At 61.2% G+C, this 15,791-nt stretch carries 17 protein-coding genes and 1 tRNA gene; 9 read left to right on the top strand and 9 right to left on the bottom strand.

Translation table 11 applies throughout. From position 1 onward, the window contains the following. Nucleotides 1–51: 51 nt before the first annotated feature. From NJC40_RS02085 to NJC40_RS02095, 3 genes are all read right to left on the bottom strand, one after another. A complete protein-coding gene (locus tag NJC40_RS02085) occupies nucleotides 52–816 on the bottom strand; it encodes an SDR family oxidoreductase (protein ID WP_253140648.1) in 765 nt (254 codons plus the stop codon). Nucleotides 817–845: 29 nt separating this feature from the next. Then, nucleotides 846–1,532, bottom strand: coding sequence for a fumarylacetoacetate hydrolase family protein (locus NJC40_RS02090; RefSeq protein WP_045483423.1), 687 nt, complete (start codon nucleotides 1,530–1,532; stop codon nucleotides 846–848). Nucleotides 1,533–1,630: 98 nt separating this feature from the next. After that, the gene (locus NJC40_RS02095; protein WP_253140649.1) at nucleotides 1,631–2,980 is read right to left on the bottom strand and encodes an MFS transporter; all 1,350 of its coding nucleotides are present in this window, start codon (nucleotides 2,978–2,980) and stop codon (nucleotides 1,631–1,633) included. A 558-nt stretch (nucleotides 2,981–3,538) separates the two neighbouring features. Between NJC40_RS02095 and NJC40_RS02100 the strand changes: the two genes are divergently transcribed. Next, nucleotides 3,539–4,456, top strand: a complete 918-nt coding sequence (locus NJC40_RS02100) for a helix-turn-helix transcriptional regulator (RefSeq protein WP_253140650.1) — start codon at nucleotides 3,539–3,541, stop codon at nucleotides 4,454–4,456. Nucleotides 4,457–4,529: 73 nt separating this feature from the next. Here the strand turns inward: NJC40_RS02100 and NJC40_RS02105 are convergent, their stop codons facing one another. Beyond that, nucleotides 4,530–5,435: a LysR family transcriptional regulator gene (locus NJC40_RS02105; protein ID WP_253140651.1), complete on the bottom strand. Its 906-nt coding sequence runs from the start codon at nucleotides 5,433–5,435 to the stop codon at nucleotides 4,530–4,532. A gap of 108 nt (nucleotides 5,436–5,543) precedes the next feature. On the opposite strand from NJC40_RS02105, the gene NJC40_RS02110 reads away from it, so the two are divergent. Together NJC40_RS02110 and NJC40_RS02115 are read left to right on the top strand one after the other, a co-directional pair. After that, a complete protein-coding gene (locus NJC40_RS02110; RefSeq protein ID WP_253140652.1) occupies nucleotides 5,544–6,482 on the top strand; it encodes a 2-hydroxyacid dehydrogenase in 939 nt (312 codons plus the stop codon). A 55-nt stretch (nucleotides 6,483–6,537) separates the two neighbouring features. Then, a complete protein-coding gene (locus tag NJC40_RS02115; protein ID WP_253117634.1) occupies nucleotides 6,538–7,887 on the top strand; it encodes an MFS transporter in 1,350 nt (449 codons plus the stop codon). A 15-nt stretch (nucleotides 7,888–7,902) separates the two neighbouring features. Here NJC40_RS02115 and NJC40_RS02120 read toward each other — a convergent pair whose 3' ends face one another. After that, complete coding sequence (locus NJC40_RS02120; protein WP_253140653.1) at nucleotides 7,903–8,241, bottom strand: cupin domain-containing protein; 339 nt, start codon at nucleotides 8,239–8,241, stop codon at nucleotides 7,903–7,905. Between the two features lie 144 nt (nucleotides 8,242–8,385). After that, on the bottom strand, nucleotides 8,386–10,443 hold the full coding sequence (locus NJC40_RS02125; RefSeq protein ID WP_045483437.1) for a methyl-accepting chemotaxis protein: 2,058 nt from the start codon (nucleotides 10,441–10,443) through the stop codon (nucleotides 8,386–8,388). A 402-nt stretch (nucleotides 10,444–10,845) separates the two neighbouring features. Here NJC40_RS02125 and NJC40_RS02130 point away from each other — a divergent pair. From NJC40_RS02130 to NJC40_RS02140, 3 genes are all read left to right on the top strand, one after another. Then, nucleotides 10,846–10,922 (top strand) — tRNA-Met (locus NJC40_RS02130). 135 nt (nucleotides 10,923–11,057) lie between these two features. Further along, a complete protein-coding gene (locus tag NJC40_RS02135) occupies nucleotides 11,058–11,786 on the top strand; it encodes a PA3715 family protein (protein ID WP_253140654.1) in 729 nt (242 codons plus the stop codon). A 161-nt stretch (nucleotides 11,787–11,947) separates the two neighbouring features. After that, nucleotides 11,948–12,211: a DUF1652 domain-containing protein gene (locus NJC40_RS02140; RefSeq protein ID WP_052483352.1), complete on the top strand. Its 264-nt coding sequence runs from the start codon at nucleotides 11,948–11,950 to the stop codon at nucleotides 12,209–12,211. A gap of 23 nt (nucleotides 12,212–12,234) precedes the next feature. On the opposite strand, the gene NJC40_RS02145 is transcribed toward NJC40_RS02140, so the two are convergent. Together NJC40_RS02145 and NJC40_RS02150 are read right to left on the bottom strand one after the other, a co-directional pair. Then, a complete protein-coding gene (locus NJC40_RS02145) occupies nucleotides 12,235–12,540 on the bottom strand; it encodes an NIPSNAP family protein (RefSeq protein WP_253140655.1) in 306 nt (101 codons plus the stop codon). Nucleotides 12,541–12,609: 69 nt separating this feature from the next. After that, nucleotides 12,610–12,825: a hypothetical protein gene (locus tag NJC40_RS02150; protein ID WP_253117668.1), complete on the bottom strand. Its 216-nt coding sequence runs from the start codon at nucleotides 12,823–12,825 to the stop codon at nucleotides 12,610–12,612. 163 nt (nucleotides 12,826–12,988) lie between these two features. On the opposite strand from NJC40_RS02150, the gene NJC40_RS02155 reads away from it, so the two are divergent. From NJC40_RS02155 to ycaC, 3 genes are all read left to right on the top strand, one after another. After that, the gene (locus NJC40_RS02155; protein ID WP_253140656.1) at nucleotides 12,989–13,810 is read left to right on the top strand and encodes a TlpA disulfide reductase family protein; all 822 of its coding nucleotides are present in this window, start codon (nucleotides 12,989–12,991) and stop codon (nucleotides 13,808–13,810) included. A 206-nt stretch (nucleotides 13,811–14,016) separates the two neighbouring features. Then, nucleotides 14,017–14,538: a cysteine hydrolase family protein gene (locus tag NJC40_RS02160; RefSeq protein ID WP_253140657.1), complete on the top strand. Its 522-nt coding sequence runs from the start codon at nucleotides 14,017–14,019 to the stop codon at nucleotides 14,536–14,538. A 136-nt stretch (nucleotides 14,539–14,674) separates the two neighbouring features. Next, nucleotides 14,675–15,301: an isochorismate family cysteine hydrolase YcaC gene (gene ycaC / locus NJC40_RS02165; protein ID WP_045483449.1), complete on the top strand. Its 627-nt coding sequence runs from the start codon at nucleotides 14,675–14,677 to the stop codon at nucleotides 15,299–15,301. Nucleotides 15,302–15,426: 125 nt separating this feature from the next. Here the strand turns inward: ycaC and NJC40_RS02170 are convergent, their stop codons facing one another. Then, a complete protein-coding gene (locus tag NJC40_RS02170; RefSeq protein ID WP_253140658.1) occupies nucleotides 15,427–15,786 on the bottom strand; it encodes a response regulator in 360 nt (119 codons plus the stop codon). Nucleotides 15,787–15,791 lie beyond the last annotated feature (5 nt).

Below are 15,791 nucleotides of genomic sequence, written 5' to 3' on the forward strand. Positions count from 1 at the left end.
CGCGCTCGGTCGCGAGCAGAGCTCCCTCCCACAAATGTGGTGTGTCAAGCGTCAGCCACGGCCTACGAACGGCATCTTGGTGGCCATGACGGTCATGTTCAGGACGTTGGCCGACAGCGGCAGCGTGGCGATGTAGCGCACTGCGTCGGCGACGTGCTGGACGTCGACCATGGGTTCTACGGCGATTTCGCCGTTGGCCTGGCGCACGCCACGGGTCATGCGTTCGGAGAGTTCGGTCAGGGCGTTGCCGATGTCGATCTGGCTGCAGGCGATGTCGAATTCACGGCCGTCCAGGGCCAGGGCTTTGGTCAGGCCGAGTACCGCGTGTTTGCTGGCGGTGTAGGGCGCGGTAAAGGGGCGCGGGGTATGCGCGGAGATCGAACCGTTGTTGATGATCCGCCCGCCTTGCGGTTGCTGGCGGCGCATCAGGCCGAAGGCTTCGCGACAGCACAGGAACACGCCGTTGACGTTGGTGGCGATGACGTTGTCCCAGGTGTCGAGCGGCAGTTCGTCCATGGGCACGGCCGGGGCGTTGACGCCGGCGTTGTTGAAGATCACATCCAGGCGGCCGTAGCGTTCTTCGACGGTGGCAAACAGTGCTTTGACACTGGCCGGGTCACGTACGTCGGTCACCACCGGCGTGGCTTCCCAACCTTGCGCTGCGGCCTGTTCGGCCACGTTCAGCAGCGGCTCCAGACGCCGCCCGGCGAGGACCACGCGGTAGCCGTCTTGCAGCAGGCCCAGCGCCACGGCTTTGCCGATGCCGCTGCCAGCCCCGGTGACCAGGGCGATTTTCGAGGAGGATTTATTGGACATTGTGACGCTCCTGTTGATGTTCGCTGAATTCAGGCGGCGCGCTGACCGACCCGGACGTCGATCTGCCCGACCCCTTCTACGCCGGCGCTGATCCGGTCGCCGGGTTCTAGCGCTGCGACGCCTTCCGGGGTGCCGGTCATGATCAGGTCGCCGGGCAGCAAGGTGATGCTGCGCGACAGGTGGCTGATGATCTCCGCCACCGACCAGAGCTGGCTCTCCAGGCGCGAGCGCTGGCGTTCGGTGTCGTTGACCATCAACCAGACTGCACCCTGTTGGGCATGGCCCTGACGGCTCACCGGCTGGATCGCGGTGATCGGTGCCGAACCATCAAAGGCCTTGGCGCCCTCCCATGGCATGCCGGCCTGCTTGGCGCTGCGTTGCTGGTCACGGCGGGTCAGATCCAGACCGGCGGCGTAGCCCCAGACATGCTCTAACGCCTGGCTTTCCGGGATGTCTGCCCCGCCGCTGCCGATGGCCACGACCAGTTCGATTTCATGGCAGAACTCTTCGGTCTGCGGCGGGTAGGCGATCTCGCTGCGGGCTTCGATCACCGCCGAGGCGGGCTTCATGAAAAACAGCGGCACACTACGACCCTGGCCGTCGCTCCAGGGGTAGTTGCGGCCGACGCAGAACACCCGGCTGACCGGAAAGCGCTGATCGCTGCCGACCACTGGCAGGCTGGGTTGCGGAACGGGGCTGAAGACAAAATCGCTCATGGTGGTTTGACTCGGTAGGTACGGTCGATAGGTCCAGCCTAAAGCGGCTTTGCCCGGCAAAGTTGGACGAAAGCCGCTTCGTTTTGGAGTTAACAGCCTTATTGAGTCTTCAACTCGATGCGGTACAGGCGACCCAGCAGCAGCGAGTACGACAACGTGCCCATCAGCGCTACGCCGCCGATGAACCAGAACGCCAGGGCGAACGAGCCGGTGGCCTGGACGATGGCGCCGATCACAATCGGGCAGACAATCCCGCCGATATTGGCCGCCAGGCTGGTGACCCCGCCGGTCAGGCCGATCAGCTCTTTGGGCGCAACTTCCGAGACCGCCGCCCACGACGACGAGGCGATGCCCTGAGCGAAGAAGGCGATGGTCAGGATCGCAATGCAGACCATGTTCGAGTCCGTGAAATTGACCAGCACGATGGACATGCCGAGCATTGAACCGACCACCAGCGGCAGTTTGCGGGCAAATGACATGCTGTAGCCGCGGCGGATCAACAGGTCCGAGACGATCCCGGCGAGCAGAATGCCGATGGTGGCGCCGATGAACGGCAGTACGGCGAAGATGCCCACCTTGATGGTGGTCAACTGACGTTCTTCGATCAGGTAGGTCGGGAACCAGGTGAGGAAGAAGTACAGCGCCGAGGTGCTGGCGAACTTGCCGATGCAGATCGCCCAGATCTGCCGGTAACGGAACAGCTCGGCAATCTGCCGCCAATTGAATTTGGTACGTTCCTGGCTGCTTTTGACCAGGCCACCACCGTCTTCGATGTACTTGAGTTCTTCCTTGCTGACCTTCTTGCAGCTCAGCGGGTCGCGATACAGGAACAGCCAGACCACGCCAAACAGGATGCCGACCAGGCCGGTGCTGTAGAACACGTGACGCCAGTCATAGGTGGTGGCCAGCCAGAGCAACGCGCCGGTGAACAGCGCGGTGCCCAGGTACTGGCCGCACACATACACGCTGCTGGCCATGCCGCGCTCGCGGGCCGGGAACCAGACGGTCACCGCCCGGCTATTGGCCGGGAATGCCGGCGCTTCCATGGCCCCGACCGCCAGACGCAGGCCGAACAGTGCCGCAAAGCCGCTGGCCAGGCCCTGGCATACGGTCACCGCCGACCAACTGATCAGCGACACGCCGTAGGTCACCCGTGAGCCGAATCGGTCAGCGATGAACCCGGCTGGCACCAGGGCCAGGGCGTAGGTCCAGGCGAAGGCGGAAAAGATCAGGCCCATCTGGATCTTGTCCAGCCCCAGGTCCTTGGCCATGAAGGGCGCGGCGATGGAGATATTCACCCGGTCGACGTAGTTGATGATGGTCGCGATCAGCAGCAGGCTGAGCATGAACCAGCGTCGGCGAGTGGGCAGCCGGGTGGTGCCGGCGGCTTCAAGGGGGGCGGCGCTGGTGGCGACAGACGCAGCCTGGGAATTGGGAAGGCTCGACATGGGTTGACCTCATTGTTGTTGGGATATCGAGGTTTTCAGGCAAGACAGCGCCGTCCCTGCGTGGCGCGCAAGGCATGGACTGTGTGTGGGCGATGTGGGTCAGGCGCGGCGCAGCGGCCTGTCATTCAGAGGCGGCGGCGGTGGCCACCAGCGAAGCGTGGTTTTCATTGGGCGAGCACCTTGTGATTATTGTTGATAGATGTCTGCGGCAACGCTTATCAAGGTGGTCGTACGACCAAAAAAAATCAACGCAAGGGTTAGATCGTTTTTTCACCAGAGGCCGGTGTAATTCCCGAATGTCCAAAAACTCCCGCCACTGCCGGGATCCTGAACGAAAACTTAATTCTTGCTGAAAACACCGTAATAGAGCCTTTCAACAGCGAGTCGTAGCGACTATGGTGATTCACCAGTGCCTCGCGATTGTCCAAACGGAGCCGGCGAGATGAGCACCACAGTCATCGTACAATCGCTTGTCAGCTTGACCTGCGACTGTACAAAATCAGCTCTGCAACCCTGGCTGCGACATCGGGCAGCCGTCGAACAAGAAGGGAGATGAACATGCAGTCAGTCAGCCGGGTACCGACCTACGGCATGCAGCAACGCAGTGAGCGGGCGGACTTTTATATCCGCGATGAGCAGGCGCGGATCGCCGAAACCGCCCTGCACCGCCATGAATACTTCCAGATTCAGGTCAATCTCGGTGGCGATACGGTGCAGCATATCGGCTCTGTGCAGCGGCCATTTCCGCGTAACGCCTTGGCGTTTATCCTGCCGCATCGCATGCACATGATCCCGCACCCGGCCGACAGCCATTTCGTGGTGATCAATTTTTCCCAGACCTTTCTGCTGCCGCACCTGGAGTGCGACCCGATGGATCTTGAAGAGGTGTCGATCCTGCTGGCACCGGAGTTGTCGCCGTTTCGCTTTCAGGAGCATCTGGACTTTATCCTCGACCCGGATGACTTCGAGGTGATCTGCACGCTGGTACAGCAGATGCGCGACCTCGACTCGCAGCGCCAGTTCGGCAGCCGGGAAATCATCAAGGGCCTGTTACTGCAACTGATCGGCAAGGTGTGCATGAGGTTTGCCGAGCCGCTCAAGCAACTGGCCCAGGACAACGCCGCACAGACCAGCCGCCGCGATGCGCTGACGCGCATGTCGGAGTATGTGCGCAAGAACCTCGCCGACCCGGACCTGAGCCTGACCAAGGCCGCCGCCGCGACCTACCTGTCGCCCACCTACCTGACCCACTGGTTGCGCAAGGAGATCGGCAAGACCTTCAGTGAACTGGTCCTGGAGCGGCGCATGCATGCTGCGCGCAGTTATCTGCTGGGTGGCTCCAAGCCGGTGGGCGAAGTGGCGCGGCTATGTGGCTTTGCCGATGAAGCCTATTTCTCGCGGCGCTTCCGGCAGATTCATGGGTTACCGCCGGGCCAGTTCCGCCGCCAGCAGCTGGATATGGCGGTGATGCCGTAGCAGCGTAGGACCTGCTTTAGCAGGGAACTCCCCCCATTCGCGACTCAAGCCGCTCCTACCGGGTTAATGCCGATCAAAGGGGAGCGGCGGTTTGCTGTTTGCTGAAATGCCCACGAGCCATGTTGATGAAGCGTGGCAGCGCCGGGTTGTCGTTGTCGTCACGGTAGACCATGTACATGTCGGCCGACAGTTGCGCATCGGCCAAGGGGCGAAACTGCAGGTGGCCGATGTACAGCTCCCGCGCCGAGGCCGGGACGATACCGATGCCCAGCCCGGCGCGCACCAGGCCCAGAATCGAGTGGGTCTGTTTGAGGTAGTACAGGTAGCGCGGCAGCACCCCGGCGCTGGCGAACAGGCCGACGATGCAGTCGTAGAAATAGCGGCCCTCTTTGGGCGAATACATCACGAACGGCTGGTGCGCCAAGTCTGTGATAGCAAGCGTTTGCCGCCCGGCCAGCGGATGACCGTCAGGCATCACCACCACCAGCGGCTCGCGGCTGGCCAGTTGGTAGCTCCAGCCCGGCCGCGGCTCGGCGTGGCGCACAAAACCGATGTCGATCATGTTGGCGGCCAGCGCTTCGGTCTGGTCGCTGGAGACCATTTCATGCAGCTCAAAGCCGATATCCGGCAGTGACTGGCCCGCCGCCCGGAGCAGTTCGGGAACCATGTTGTAACCACTGACCGCCGTGAAACCGATCACCAATTGCCCCGCCTCGCCGCTGGCCAGCCGCCGGGCACTGTCGCTGGCCTGTTCGGTGTAGGCCAGCAGATGCTGGGCATCACGCAAGAACTGCCGACCGGCCACCGTCAGGCGTACCTGACGGTTACTGCGGTCAAGCAATTGCACACCCAGCGAGCGCTCCAGCAACTGGATCTGGCGGCTCAGCGGTGGCTGGGTCATGAACAAACGCTGGGCCGCGCGACCGAAGTGCAGCTCTTCGGCGACCATCACAAAACAACGAAGTTGGTGGAGTTCCACGATTCAATTCTTGTATCGAAACATTCAGGATGAATGTTAGACGTGAATCGATGCTTTTCCTAGGCTGTCGTCCAGTCCTCTACAACGACAACTCACAGGAAGACCATGATGACCCACGACATCCTGCTTACCCAGCCGGTCCCGGCACCGATCGATGCGCAGTTGCTACAGAGCTACAACGTGCATCGCCTGTATCAGGCCGATGATCAGGACGCGCTGCTCAATGCCGTCGGCGCGCGCATTCGCGGCGTGGTGACCGGCGGCGCCAAGGGCCTGTCCAACGCGCTGATGGACCGCTTGCCTAACCTGCAGATCATCGCCATCAGCGGTATCGGCACTGATGCGGTGGATCTCGATCACGCCGCCCAACGCGGGGTAAGGGTCACCACGACCCCCGGCGTACTCACCGATGATGTAGCCGACATGGCCATGGGGCTATTGATCATGAGCCTGCGTGAGCTGGGCGTGGGTGAACGTATCGTGCGCAGCGGCCAGTGGGGCACGGTCAACCAGCCGCTGGCGCGCAAGGTCAGCGGCACCCGGCTGGGTATTGTCGGCCTGGGCCAGGTCGGCCATGCCATCGCCCGCCGTGCCCAGGCGTTCGGCATGAGCATTCAGTACAACGACCTGCGCGAACAGCCGCAGACCGGTTATCGGTTCTTTGCCGACCTGCTGGACCTGGCCCGTAACAGCGATGTGCTGGTGCTGGCGGCTTCCGCTGATCTGGGCAGGGCGATCATCACCGCAGCGGTGCTCGAGGCGCTCGGGCCGCAGGGTTATTTCATCAACGTAGCGCGCGGCAAGCTGGTCGACGAACAGGCGCTGATCACCGCCCTGCAGACCCGCACTATCGCCGGGGCCGGGCTGGATGTGTTTGTCGATGAGCCCAACGTACCGCAAGCCCTGCGCGAGCTGGACAACGTCGTGCTGCAACCGCACCGCGCCAGTGCCACCGAACAGACCCGCCTGGCCATGGGTGAAATCGTGCTGTCGCACTTGCAGGCCTGCTTCGCCGAACCGCAACTGCGGGCAGCCGTTCCGGCCTGATGCCCGCTTCTCCAGCCAATAACAACACAGCCCCTTGAGGGCATCGGAGAACACCATGAATAGCAAGACTGCGCCCATTGAGGCTGCGGTGGCAGAGACTCGCGTCGGCCGCCAGCGCTTTGTGATTCTCGCGCTGATTTTTGTCGTCACCGTACTCAACTACGCCGACCGCGCGACCATGTCGATTGCCGGCACCGAAGTGGTCAAGGAACTGGGGCTGGATCCGATCATGCTCGGCATGATCTTTTCGGCCTTCGCCTGGGCCTACGCGCTGGGGCAGATCCCCGGCGGCTGGCTGCTGGACCGCTTCGGCGCACGCCGGGTGTACGGCTGGAGCCTGTTTCTGTGGTCGCTGTTCACCATGCTGCAAGGCACGGTGGGCTGGATCGGCCTGGTCGGCTCGACCGCAGCCATTACCTTGTTCGGCATGCGTTTCATGCTGGGCCTGGTCGAGTCACCGGCCTTCCCGGCCAATAACCGTATCGTCGCCAGCTGGTTCCCGACCCGCGAACGCGGCACGGCTTCGGCGCTGTTCAACTCGGCGCAGTACATGGCCGTGGTGGTGTTTGCGCCGTTGATGGCCTGGCTGACCCACAGCATGGGCTGGGAGCATGTGTTCCTGTGGATGGGCGGCCTGGGTATTGTCGCGACCTTCTTCTGGTTCGCCCTGTACCACGACCCGGCCAGCCACCCGCGCCTGCAAAAGGCCGAACTGGACTACATGCGTGAAGGCGGCGCACTGGTCAGCCTGGAAACCACGCGCAAAACCGAAAAACCCAAACTGAAATGGGCCGAGGTCAAACAGCTGTTCACCAGCCGTACCCTGTGGGGCATCTATCTGGGCCAGTACTGCATTACTGCCCTGACCTACTTCTTCATCACCTGGTTTCCGATCTACCTGATCAAGGGTCGCGGCATGACCATCATGGAGGCCGGCTGGGTTGCGGCACTGCCCGCGATCTGCGGTTTTTCCGGCGGGGTGTTGGGCGGCGTGGTCTCTGACTGGCTGATCCGCCGCGGCGTCCACCCTTCGCGCGCGCGCAAGACGCCGTTCGTGATCGGCATGGCGTTGTCGGCCACGCTGGTGTCGGCCAATTATGTAGACGCCAACTGGATGGTCATCGCCCTGATGGCAATGGCGTTTTTCGGCAAGGGGCTGGCCGCCGTCGGCTGGGCAGTGCTCTCCGATACCGCACCGAAAAACATGGTGGGCCTCAGTGGCGGCGTGTTCAACGGCATCGGCAACACGGCGGGGATCATCACCCCGGTGGTGATCGGCTATTTCGTCGCGACCACCGGTTCGTTCAACGCCGCACTGTGGTTCGTCGCCGCCCACGGGCTGGTCGCAATCCTGGCCTATACCGTGATTGCCGGGCGCTTCGAGCGGGTGGAGATAGCCAAATAACCCGCACTGCCGGGGTCAGGCATCCGACGCAGCCTCGCCAATATGGATGGCCAGCCATACGGTGGGCTGCGCCGGGTCGGTAAAGGTGACGCGGTGTTGCCTGCCTGCCGGAATGAACAGATGATCGCCAGGCGCCAGGGCGGTTTCGACATCGTCCATAAGCACCCTGGCCGAACCGCTCAACACCACGACCCATTCATCATGGGCCTGCTGATACGGACGCTCAGGCGACGTGACCTGTCCTTGGGAGACGATCCGCTCGACCCGACAGCCTGGCCTGACCAGCAGATCGGTGAAAACCTCTGCCTGACGGGCATTGGGAAGCGGGGTGAACAGGTTGGCGGGGGTCGGCATGGGGGCTGGCTCGTGCGTGAAAGGCTGGCGCCCAACCTTACCGCAGGAGCAGCCGGGCGGCGATTCGCTTTAGCTGCGATGATGCCTTCGCGGCTAAAGCGGATCGCCGCCCGGCCGCTCCTACGGGTACCGGTCCAAGCACCATCAGCTCAGATGAAAGCGCGCCGTGTTGTCGTTCAGTGCCCGGCTGCCTTTGCTCAGGGTATCGGCGGCCTGGTTGACTGCCCGGGCGCCGTCGAGCAATCGCCCGGCAGCCTGGTCGACCTGCTGGATACTGCCACTGACCTGGTCAGCCGTGGAGGCTTGCTCTTCCACCGCCGTGAGGATCTGCGCCAGGGTGTCGGTCACGCTCTGTACTGCGCTGGCGATTTCGCCCAGCCGCACGCCCAGGCCGGTCACTGACTGCGCGTCGTCCACGGCCTGGCCACACGCGGCTTCCATCAACTGGACAGCCTGGGTCACGGTGCTGCGCAGGCTGTCGACGGTGTTGGCAATCTGTGCAGTAGAGGCCTGGGTTCGCTGCGACAGGCTGCGTACTTCATCGGCCACCACGGCAAAGCCGCGCCCCTGTTCGCCCGCCCGCGCCGCCTCGATGGCCGCATTGAGCGCCAGTAGGTTGGTCTGTTCGGCGATGCCGCGAATGGCATCGACCACCGACTGGATCTGCTGACCTTGCTCGCTGACCCGCCCCAATGCCGCCGCAGTGTCGGTCAAACGGCGATTGAGTTGCTGGATACTGTCGGTGGTGCGCTGGCTGTCGCGGCTGCTCTCTTCGGCAATCTTGCGAGTCTGCCGGGCACTGTCGGAAGCCTGCTCGCAGCTCTTGGCCACGCCTTGGGAAGTGGCGGCCAGCTGTGTGGCGGCTGCCGCGATCTGGCTGATCTGTTGCTGCTGGTCCTCAACCTCGCCCAGAGTGTCGTTGGACTGCGCATTGAGGGTCTGCACGGCCGAGCCCAGTTGCAGGGTCTCGTGATTGACGCCCAGCAGGCTGGTCCGCAATTGCACCACCGCGACGTTCAGCGCCTGGCTGATGACGGCCAGTTCGTCGCGGCCCTGCACCGAAACCTCGACGCACAGATCGCCGTCACGCAGCGACTCGGCCAGGGTGGTGATACCGCTGGCACTGCGGCGGATCGACGCTTGCAGGCAGGCAAACAGATAGAGCGCAGCGATCAGCAACACGCCGAAGGTCACCCCGACCGGGATAAATTCCCGATTGGACTTGTTATGGTAGTAGCCCAGGCGCTCGTTGAGCGACACCAGAGACTGATTTCGCAGCCCGGCCATCTCGTCCAGCAGGCGGTCGACACTGCGCTCGAACTCCACCGGCTTGAGCTTGATCGTGCCGCCAAACACACCGTCATCGAGCACCTTCAGCTCTTCCGCGAGCACCTGCATGCTCGCGGCGTAGCGGTTGGCCCAAGGTTGCAGCTCTGGCGGCAGCCGGGTTTGCAGAATGTTTGCAGTCTTGACCATCTGGTCGCGGGCATCGTCAATGCGGCTGCGCAGGTCACGCATCTGCAGCCGGCTTTGCAGGCTGAATTGGCCGCTGACCACGGACGTCTGGCCAACACTGGCCATGCGCCCGATGCGCTCGATCAGGTCGGGGGTCTGCTGGGTGGAGAGCTGCATCAGCAGGTAGGTTTCCAGCCACGGATCCAGGATCAGGCCGGTGTCGATCGCGACCTGTTCGCGCACACCTTGCAAATGACTGATCGCGGCGGTGAAGCGCTCATAGCCATCCGGCCACCAGCCCACACTGCGCAGCGATTGCGTATCCATACCGGTAACAGAAGCCTCCAGGACTTTGTAACGGGCAAAGGTGTCGGCACTGGCCTGTTCCGCCTTCAGCGCAGCGCCGAGGCGTTCCAGCGCCTGCTTGATGCGCGGCACCGCAGCGTCGATCTGCTCCATGATCTGCCGCGCTTCGGGGGTCGGCTCACGCAGGATGTCCACGGCCTTCCAGCGCGCCGCACGGTCGCGCTGGGCGACCAGTTCACGATCCAGATCTTCGAGCACCAGCAATTGGCGCACGCCCGATTGCTCACCGGCGATCACTGCCAGCTTGGCGCGATATTCACTGCCAATCATCCACAGGCTGCCCACCAGAGGCAGCATGAACAAGAGGAATAACAGCTGAAACTTGCGAGCAAACCCAAAGCGCCCCAGCAGACGCATACCCGGCGACAACAAGCTGTCCATGGACTTCCCCCAACGCGTGGATACCTTTGCGGCACAGCCTGCTCAGGTATCTTTCTTATAAATTAGAAGCAAAATGCCATGCTTATGTTTCCGATCCAGGCCGGCATCTGTCCAATGCTACGGACACGACACCGACCCGCCTGAAAACGTCATGGCAATTCGATAGCAAGATCCGGACCGAAGCGCATCGGGTAATGATCAGCGGCACCCGCCTGACGTCCACGACCAAAAACGCACCATTTGTGTGCGCAGTTACACAGCAGACGTCACTGGAAGAAACAACCGGTGGGAAGGCAACGACAGGGACCACAGCGCAAATCGCTAAGCGATTGATCGTATGGAAATATTTTTAAGATATTCGCTTGACACCTATCTGATATCGGCGAATAATGCGCGCCACTTGGCTACATAGCTCAGTTGGTTAGAGCATAGCATTCATAATGCTGGGGTCCGGGGTTCAAGTCCCTGTGTAGCCACCAAGTTCACAATAAAGCCCGCCTAGTGCGGGCTTTGTTGTTTCTGGGGATCTGCAGTCGCTCTTCCCCGCGCCCTGCCCTGCCGTTTACGCTCACTCAACTAACGCCCTGCTCCATCGCTCAGGTAAAGGAATCCCTATGCGCTGTGCTCTAGCTCTGACCTTGCTCTGCCTGCCCGCTGTCGCTTCTGCCGATTGCACCGCACAGCTGGCCGGTTGGGCGAAAAAGCTGCATCCCGATCTGACCTTCTCTGCCCAACATTCGGTGTGCAAGGCCTCTCCTGTCGATGCCAAGCGAACCCTGGCAGCCTTGGCGTTTGTTGAAAGCGGCGATGAGGAGGACGGCGCGACCTACGGGCTGGAGGTTCTCACCGCTGTAGGTGGTCAGATCGAGCAGCATGTCTATGAAAGTGCGGCGATCAGTTCCGATGCAGTGCGCTTCGAAAGTCTGAGCCTGGACACCGCACGCTATCACCTGACACCTGAGCTGCGCGCATTTGGGGTGCGTGCCAGCTATGTCGGCTCATCACGCGTGAACCCGTTCTCCTCCACCGACCTGAGCCTGTATGTGCTCGACGGCGCCAAGCCGCGCAAGGTTCTGGACAAGCTGGAAGTACAACGTTCAGGCGGAGAGTGGGATGGCAACTGCCAGGGCGAGTTCTATGACATCACCAGCAGCCTGGCGATCGACAAGACGCTTAGCCATGGTTATGCGGGCCTGGCGGTGACGGAAAAGACGGTAGAGTCGCGCTCGTTCGCGAAGCACGACGATTGCAGTAACAGCGAGAGCAAGCCGGTGACCAAGAGGTACCTGGTGACCTACGATGGCACCCACTATGTAGTGCCAGGCCAGGGCAAGCATCAGTGATGCCGAATGGGCCTGGGTGAAATCGGCAGCGCATCACATTTCTGACGTGTTGCCCGCAAACAGCCAGGGATGCGGGACGACATATCGACAGACTTGGACTAGATTAGTGAACGGTCTCCTATTTCCAAGCGCCCGGCACCCGCAGTGCCAAGGATGCCCAGATGCTGCTTTCCCATGCCGATCTGCGCCACATCATGGAAACCGCGTTCGTCCCGTCACTGTGCAAGTGCACCATCACTGCCGACGGGCTGATGAGTCTCGAACTGAGTCATCCCAGAACCCAGGCTGAGGAATTCAGCCTGAGCGGCATTCCGGTCGCTCAGCTGGACACCGGACGCGCCATTGCATCGCTGGTGCTGGGTATCCGCGAAGAGGTCAGGTTGCGTCAGGTGGCCCGGCCGCTGCGAGCCATGCATCAGGCCTGAGCTCGTTCAACCGACGCTGCCTTTCAATCAAGCAACGGGCGCATAAAACTGCGCTCGTAACTGATGATGAATTTTTTCTCGGTTGCCAGTTGCACGGCCTCGATGCATTCAGGGTCAGTGGCGGCCTGTTCGCGATAACGTTCGTAGTCGGCCAGGCTGGGGAAGCTGAACAGGCAGTAGGCGACGTTATTGGCGCCTTCTGACGGCAGGAAGTAGCCGTGGTGCTGCCCTCCCATGCGCCCGACCAGATGAATCCAGCGACGGCAATAGGCTTCGAAATCGACCAGTTGATAAGGGTCAATGATGTAGCGGACGTGGCAGGTGATCACTGGATCATTCCTTTGAAAAAACCGGGACGCCATTCTAACCCGGCGTTCAGCCTACTCTTCTTGAGTTACTCAGAAGACAAACTGATTGAGCGCTACAAGCCCACCGACTACCCAGACCGCCGCGCCCAACGCGGTGACCCATTCCGAGCTCGGCTTGCCTGATAACCATGACTCACGAGGTGACCATTGACCCAGCGTTATCAGTTTGAGCAACAGCCAGCCAACGGGATAGAAAAGACAACGCAGGACAAACTCAACAATGAGTTCCAGCAATGCGTCCAGCATCAAAATTACTCCCTGATAGAGGCCATCGAAAATGGCCGCATGATCTTATCAGGTCACAGACCGTCATAAATCACCTGCAATTACCCTAGTGGCCAGTATCGCCTTGCAAGGTGCGCGGCTGGCAAAGTGAAGGCCTTTTTTCAGGCACCAAGGAACACACCCAATGCTGACCCTGAACATCGGCCCTCTGGCACTGGCCATGCAGCATGTCCTGATCATTGGCAGCCTGTTGCTGGCGAGCCTGACCGGCTGGCGCGTGGGCCGCCGTCAAGGGCTTAATCCGGAGAAGCAACTGTTTGGCCTGCTGATTACGGCATTGCTGGCGGCTCGTGTGGCCTTCGTGGCGGTGTATTTCCAGCATTACCGTGACCAGCCGTGGGGAATTTTCGATATTCGTGACGGCGGTTTTATCGTTGGGGCCGGGCTGTTGGCCGCGCTGTTTATAGGCGCCCGGAAGCTGTATAAAAACCCGCCGCTGCGCAAGCCGTTGGGCATAGCGATGATGGTCGGTTTATTCGCCTGGGGCGCGGGTAATCTTGTCTTGCACTGGCAGGAACGAGAGTCACGCCTGCCTGATCTGGCGTTGGTCGAGCTGGACGGCAAGCCGGTCAACCTGCAGGCGTATCGCGGCAAACCGCTGATCATCAATCTGTGGGCAACCTGGTGCCCGCCGTGCAGGCGCGAGATGCCGGTGCTGATGAAAGCCCAGGCCGAACATCCGCAGGTGACCTTCCTGTTCGTCAACCAAGGTGAAACAACGGATGAGATCCAGCGCTTCATGCAGTCCCAAGGGCTGGAATTGAGCAATGTACTGCTCGACCGACACAACCAACTCGGCAAGCTGGCCGGCTCCATGGCCTTGCCAACCACCTTGTACTTCGACAGTGAGGGTCGGCAGGTCGGCAATCACCTGGGTGAGCTGTCGCAAGCCAGCCTGGCGCGAGCCCTGAAAAACCTGCAAAACAGTGAGGGACCAGGCCAGTGAAGCGGTTGCCATCCTCTTACGGATTGACTAGTCTCGCCCCCATGATCATTTTCGCGCTGACCTCGACCACCACTACCACGACCGCCCATGGCGGGTCGCGTGAGGTGTCGTGAGTAACAGAAGCACGATCCCCCAAGGCCCCGCCAGCGATGGACGGGGCCTTTTTATTGCCCGTGTCGCTGGCTTTTCAAGCAAGGAGAAGCGACATGCACGCGCTATTGGTTCTGGATATGCAGGTCGGGCTGTTCCATGGCCCGGACAAGCTCTGGCAAGCCGAGCGGCTGCTCAATACGGTCAATGAATTGCTGGGCAAGGCCCAGGCAGCGGGAGCACCTGTATTCCTGGCCCGTCACGTCGGCCCGCCCGGCTCGCCCATCGAACCGGGCAACAACCTGACCCGCCTGATCGATGAACTGCATCTGAGCGGCAACGAGCATATTCTCGAGAAAACCCGCCCCAGTGCGTTTGCCGGTACTGATCTGGTTGAACGCCTGCACGCGGCAGGTACAAAAAGCCTGGTGATCGTCGGCCTGAAGACTCAGTACTGCGTGGACAGCACCTGCCGCGCCGCTCGCGACCTGGGCTTCGATGCGGTGCTTATCGAAGACGGCCATAGCTGCTCTGACACGCCAGCTCTCAAGGCCGAACATATTGTTGCCCATCATAATGCGACCCTCGCCGGGCCGTTTTGCCGGGTGGTGCATTCACAGGACTGGCAGTTCGCCTGAGCTGCCATTGTCTCCTTCAGGGTGACAGCAAAACGCTTTTCAGCCGATTTATCCCACCCCAGTAAATCCTTAATCTGTGTCCAAGTTGAACACAACGCCACTTACCCCACAACTTCTCAGATAAAGGATCTACCCCATGGCCAACTTCACCTACAACCGCCTGAACAAAGACGACGCCGCTGTACTGCTGATCGACCACCAGACCGGCCTCATTTCGCTGGTGCAGGACTTCTCGCCCAACGAGTTCAAGAACAACGTGCTGGCGCTGGGTGACCTAGCCAAATTTTTCGAACTGCCAACCATCCTCACCACCAGCTTCGAGCAAGGCCCCAACGGCCCGCTGGTGCCGGAGCTCAAAGAGCAGTTCCCGGATGCGCCGTACATCGCCCGCCCTGGCCAGATCAACGCCTGGGACAACGAAGACTTCGTCAAGGCGATCAAGGCCACCGGCCGCAAGCAACTGATCATCGCCGGTGTCGTCACCGACGTGTGCGTGACCTTCCCGGTGCTGTCGGCCCTTGAAGAAGGTTTTGAAGTGTTCGTGGTGACCGATGCTTCCGGCACCTTCAATGAAACCGTGCAACAGGCCGCGTGGAACCGCATGAGCCAGGCCGGCGCCCAACTGATGAACTGGTTCTCGGTAGCCTGTGAGCTGCATCGCGACTGGCGCAACGATATTGAAGGCTTGGGCAACCTGCTGAGCCAGCGTATTCCCAACTACCGCAACCTGATGAACAGCTATGCAGCGCTGGCTTCGCACTGATTGATGCAATACCCGGTAGGAGCGGCTTCAGCCGCGAACGCTTCAGCAGCGAAGCTTTAACCACGAAAGATTCGCGGCTGAAGCCGCTCCTACCAGGTTCCGTGCTTAGCGCAGAATACGACCGGTTATTCGTTGAGCAGCTTTTTCACGCTCTCGACCATGGCTTCGATTTCGAACGGTTTTTCGAAGACCTTGGTGAACAGCTCAGGCCTGGCCGAGCCCAGGTGTGCCTGGGCGCCGCTCATCAAGACAATGGGAATGGTGGCAAACTGCGGGTTTTCCCGCACGGCAGTGGCGAACTCCATGCCGTTCATGCCCGGCATCATGTAGTCGGTGATGATCAGGCCCGGTCTTTCCCGGTCCAGGATCGTCAGCGCCTTTTGCGCAGTGCCCGCGGTGACAGTCAGAAAGCCCTCATCCTCCAGCGCAAAGCTCAGGATCTCAGCGATCAGGTACTCATCATCGACAATCAGAATCGTGGTCATAGCGC

The sequence above is a fragment of the Pseudomonas sp. 21LCFQ02 genome, assembly GCF_024129895.2.
GTDB lineage: Bacteria > Pseudomonadota > Gammaproteobacteria > Pseudomonadales > Pseudomonadaceae > Aquipseudomonas.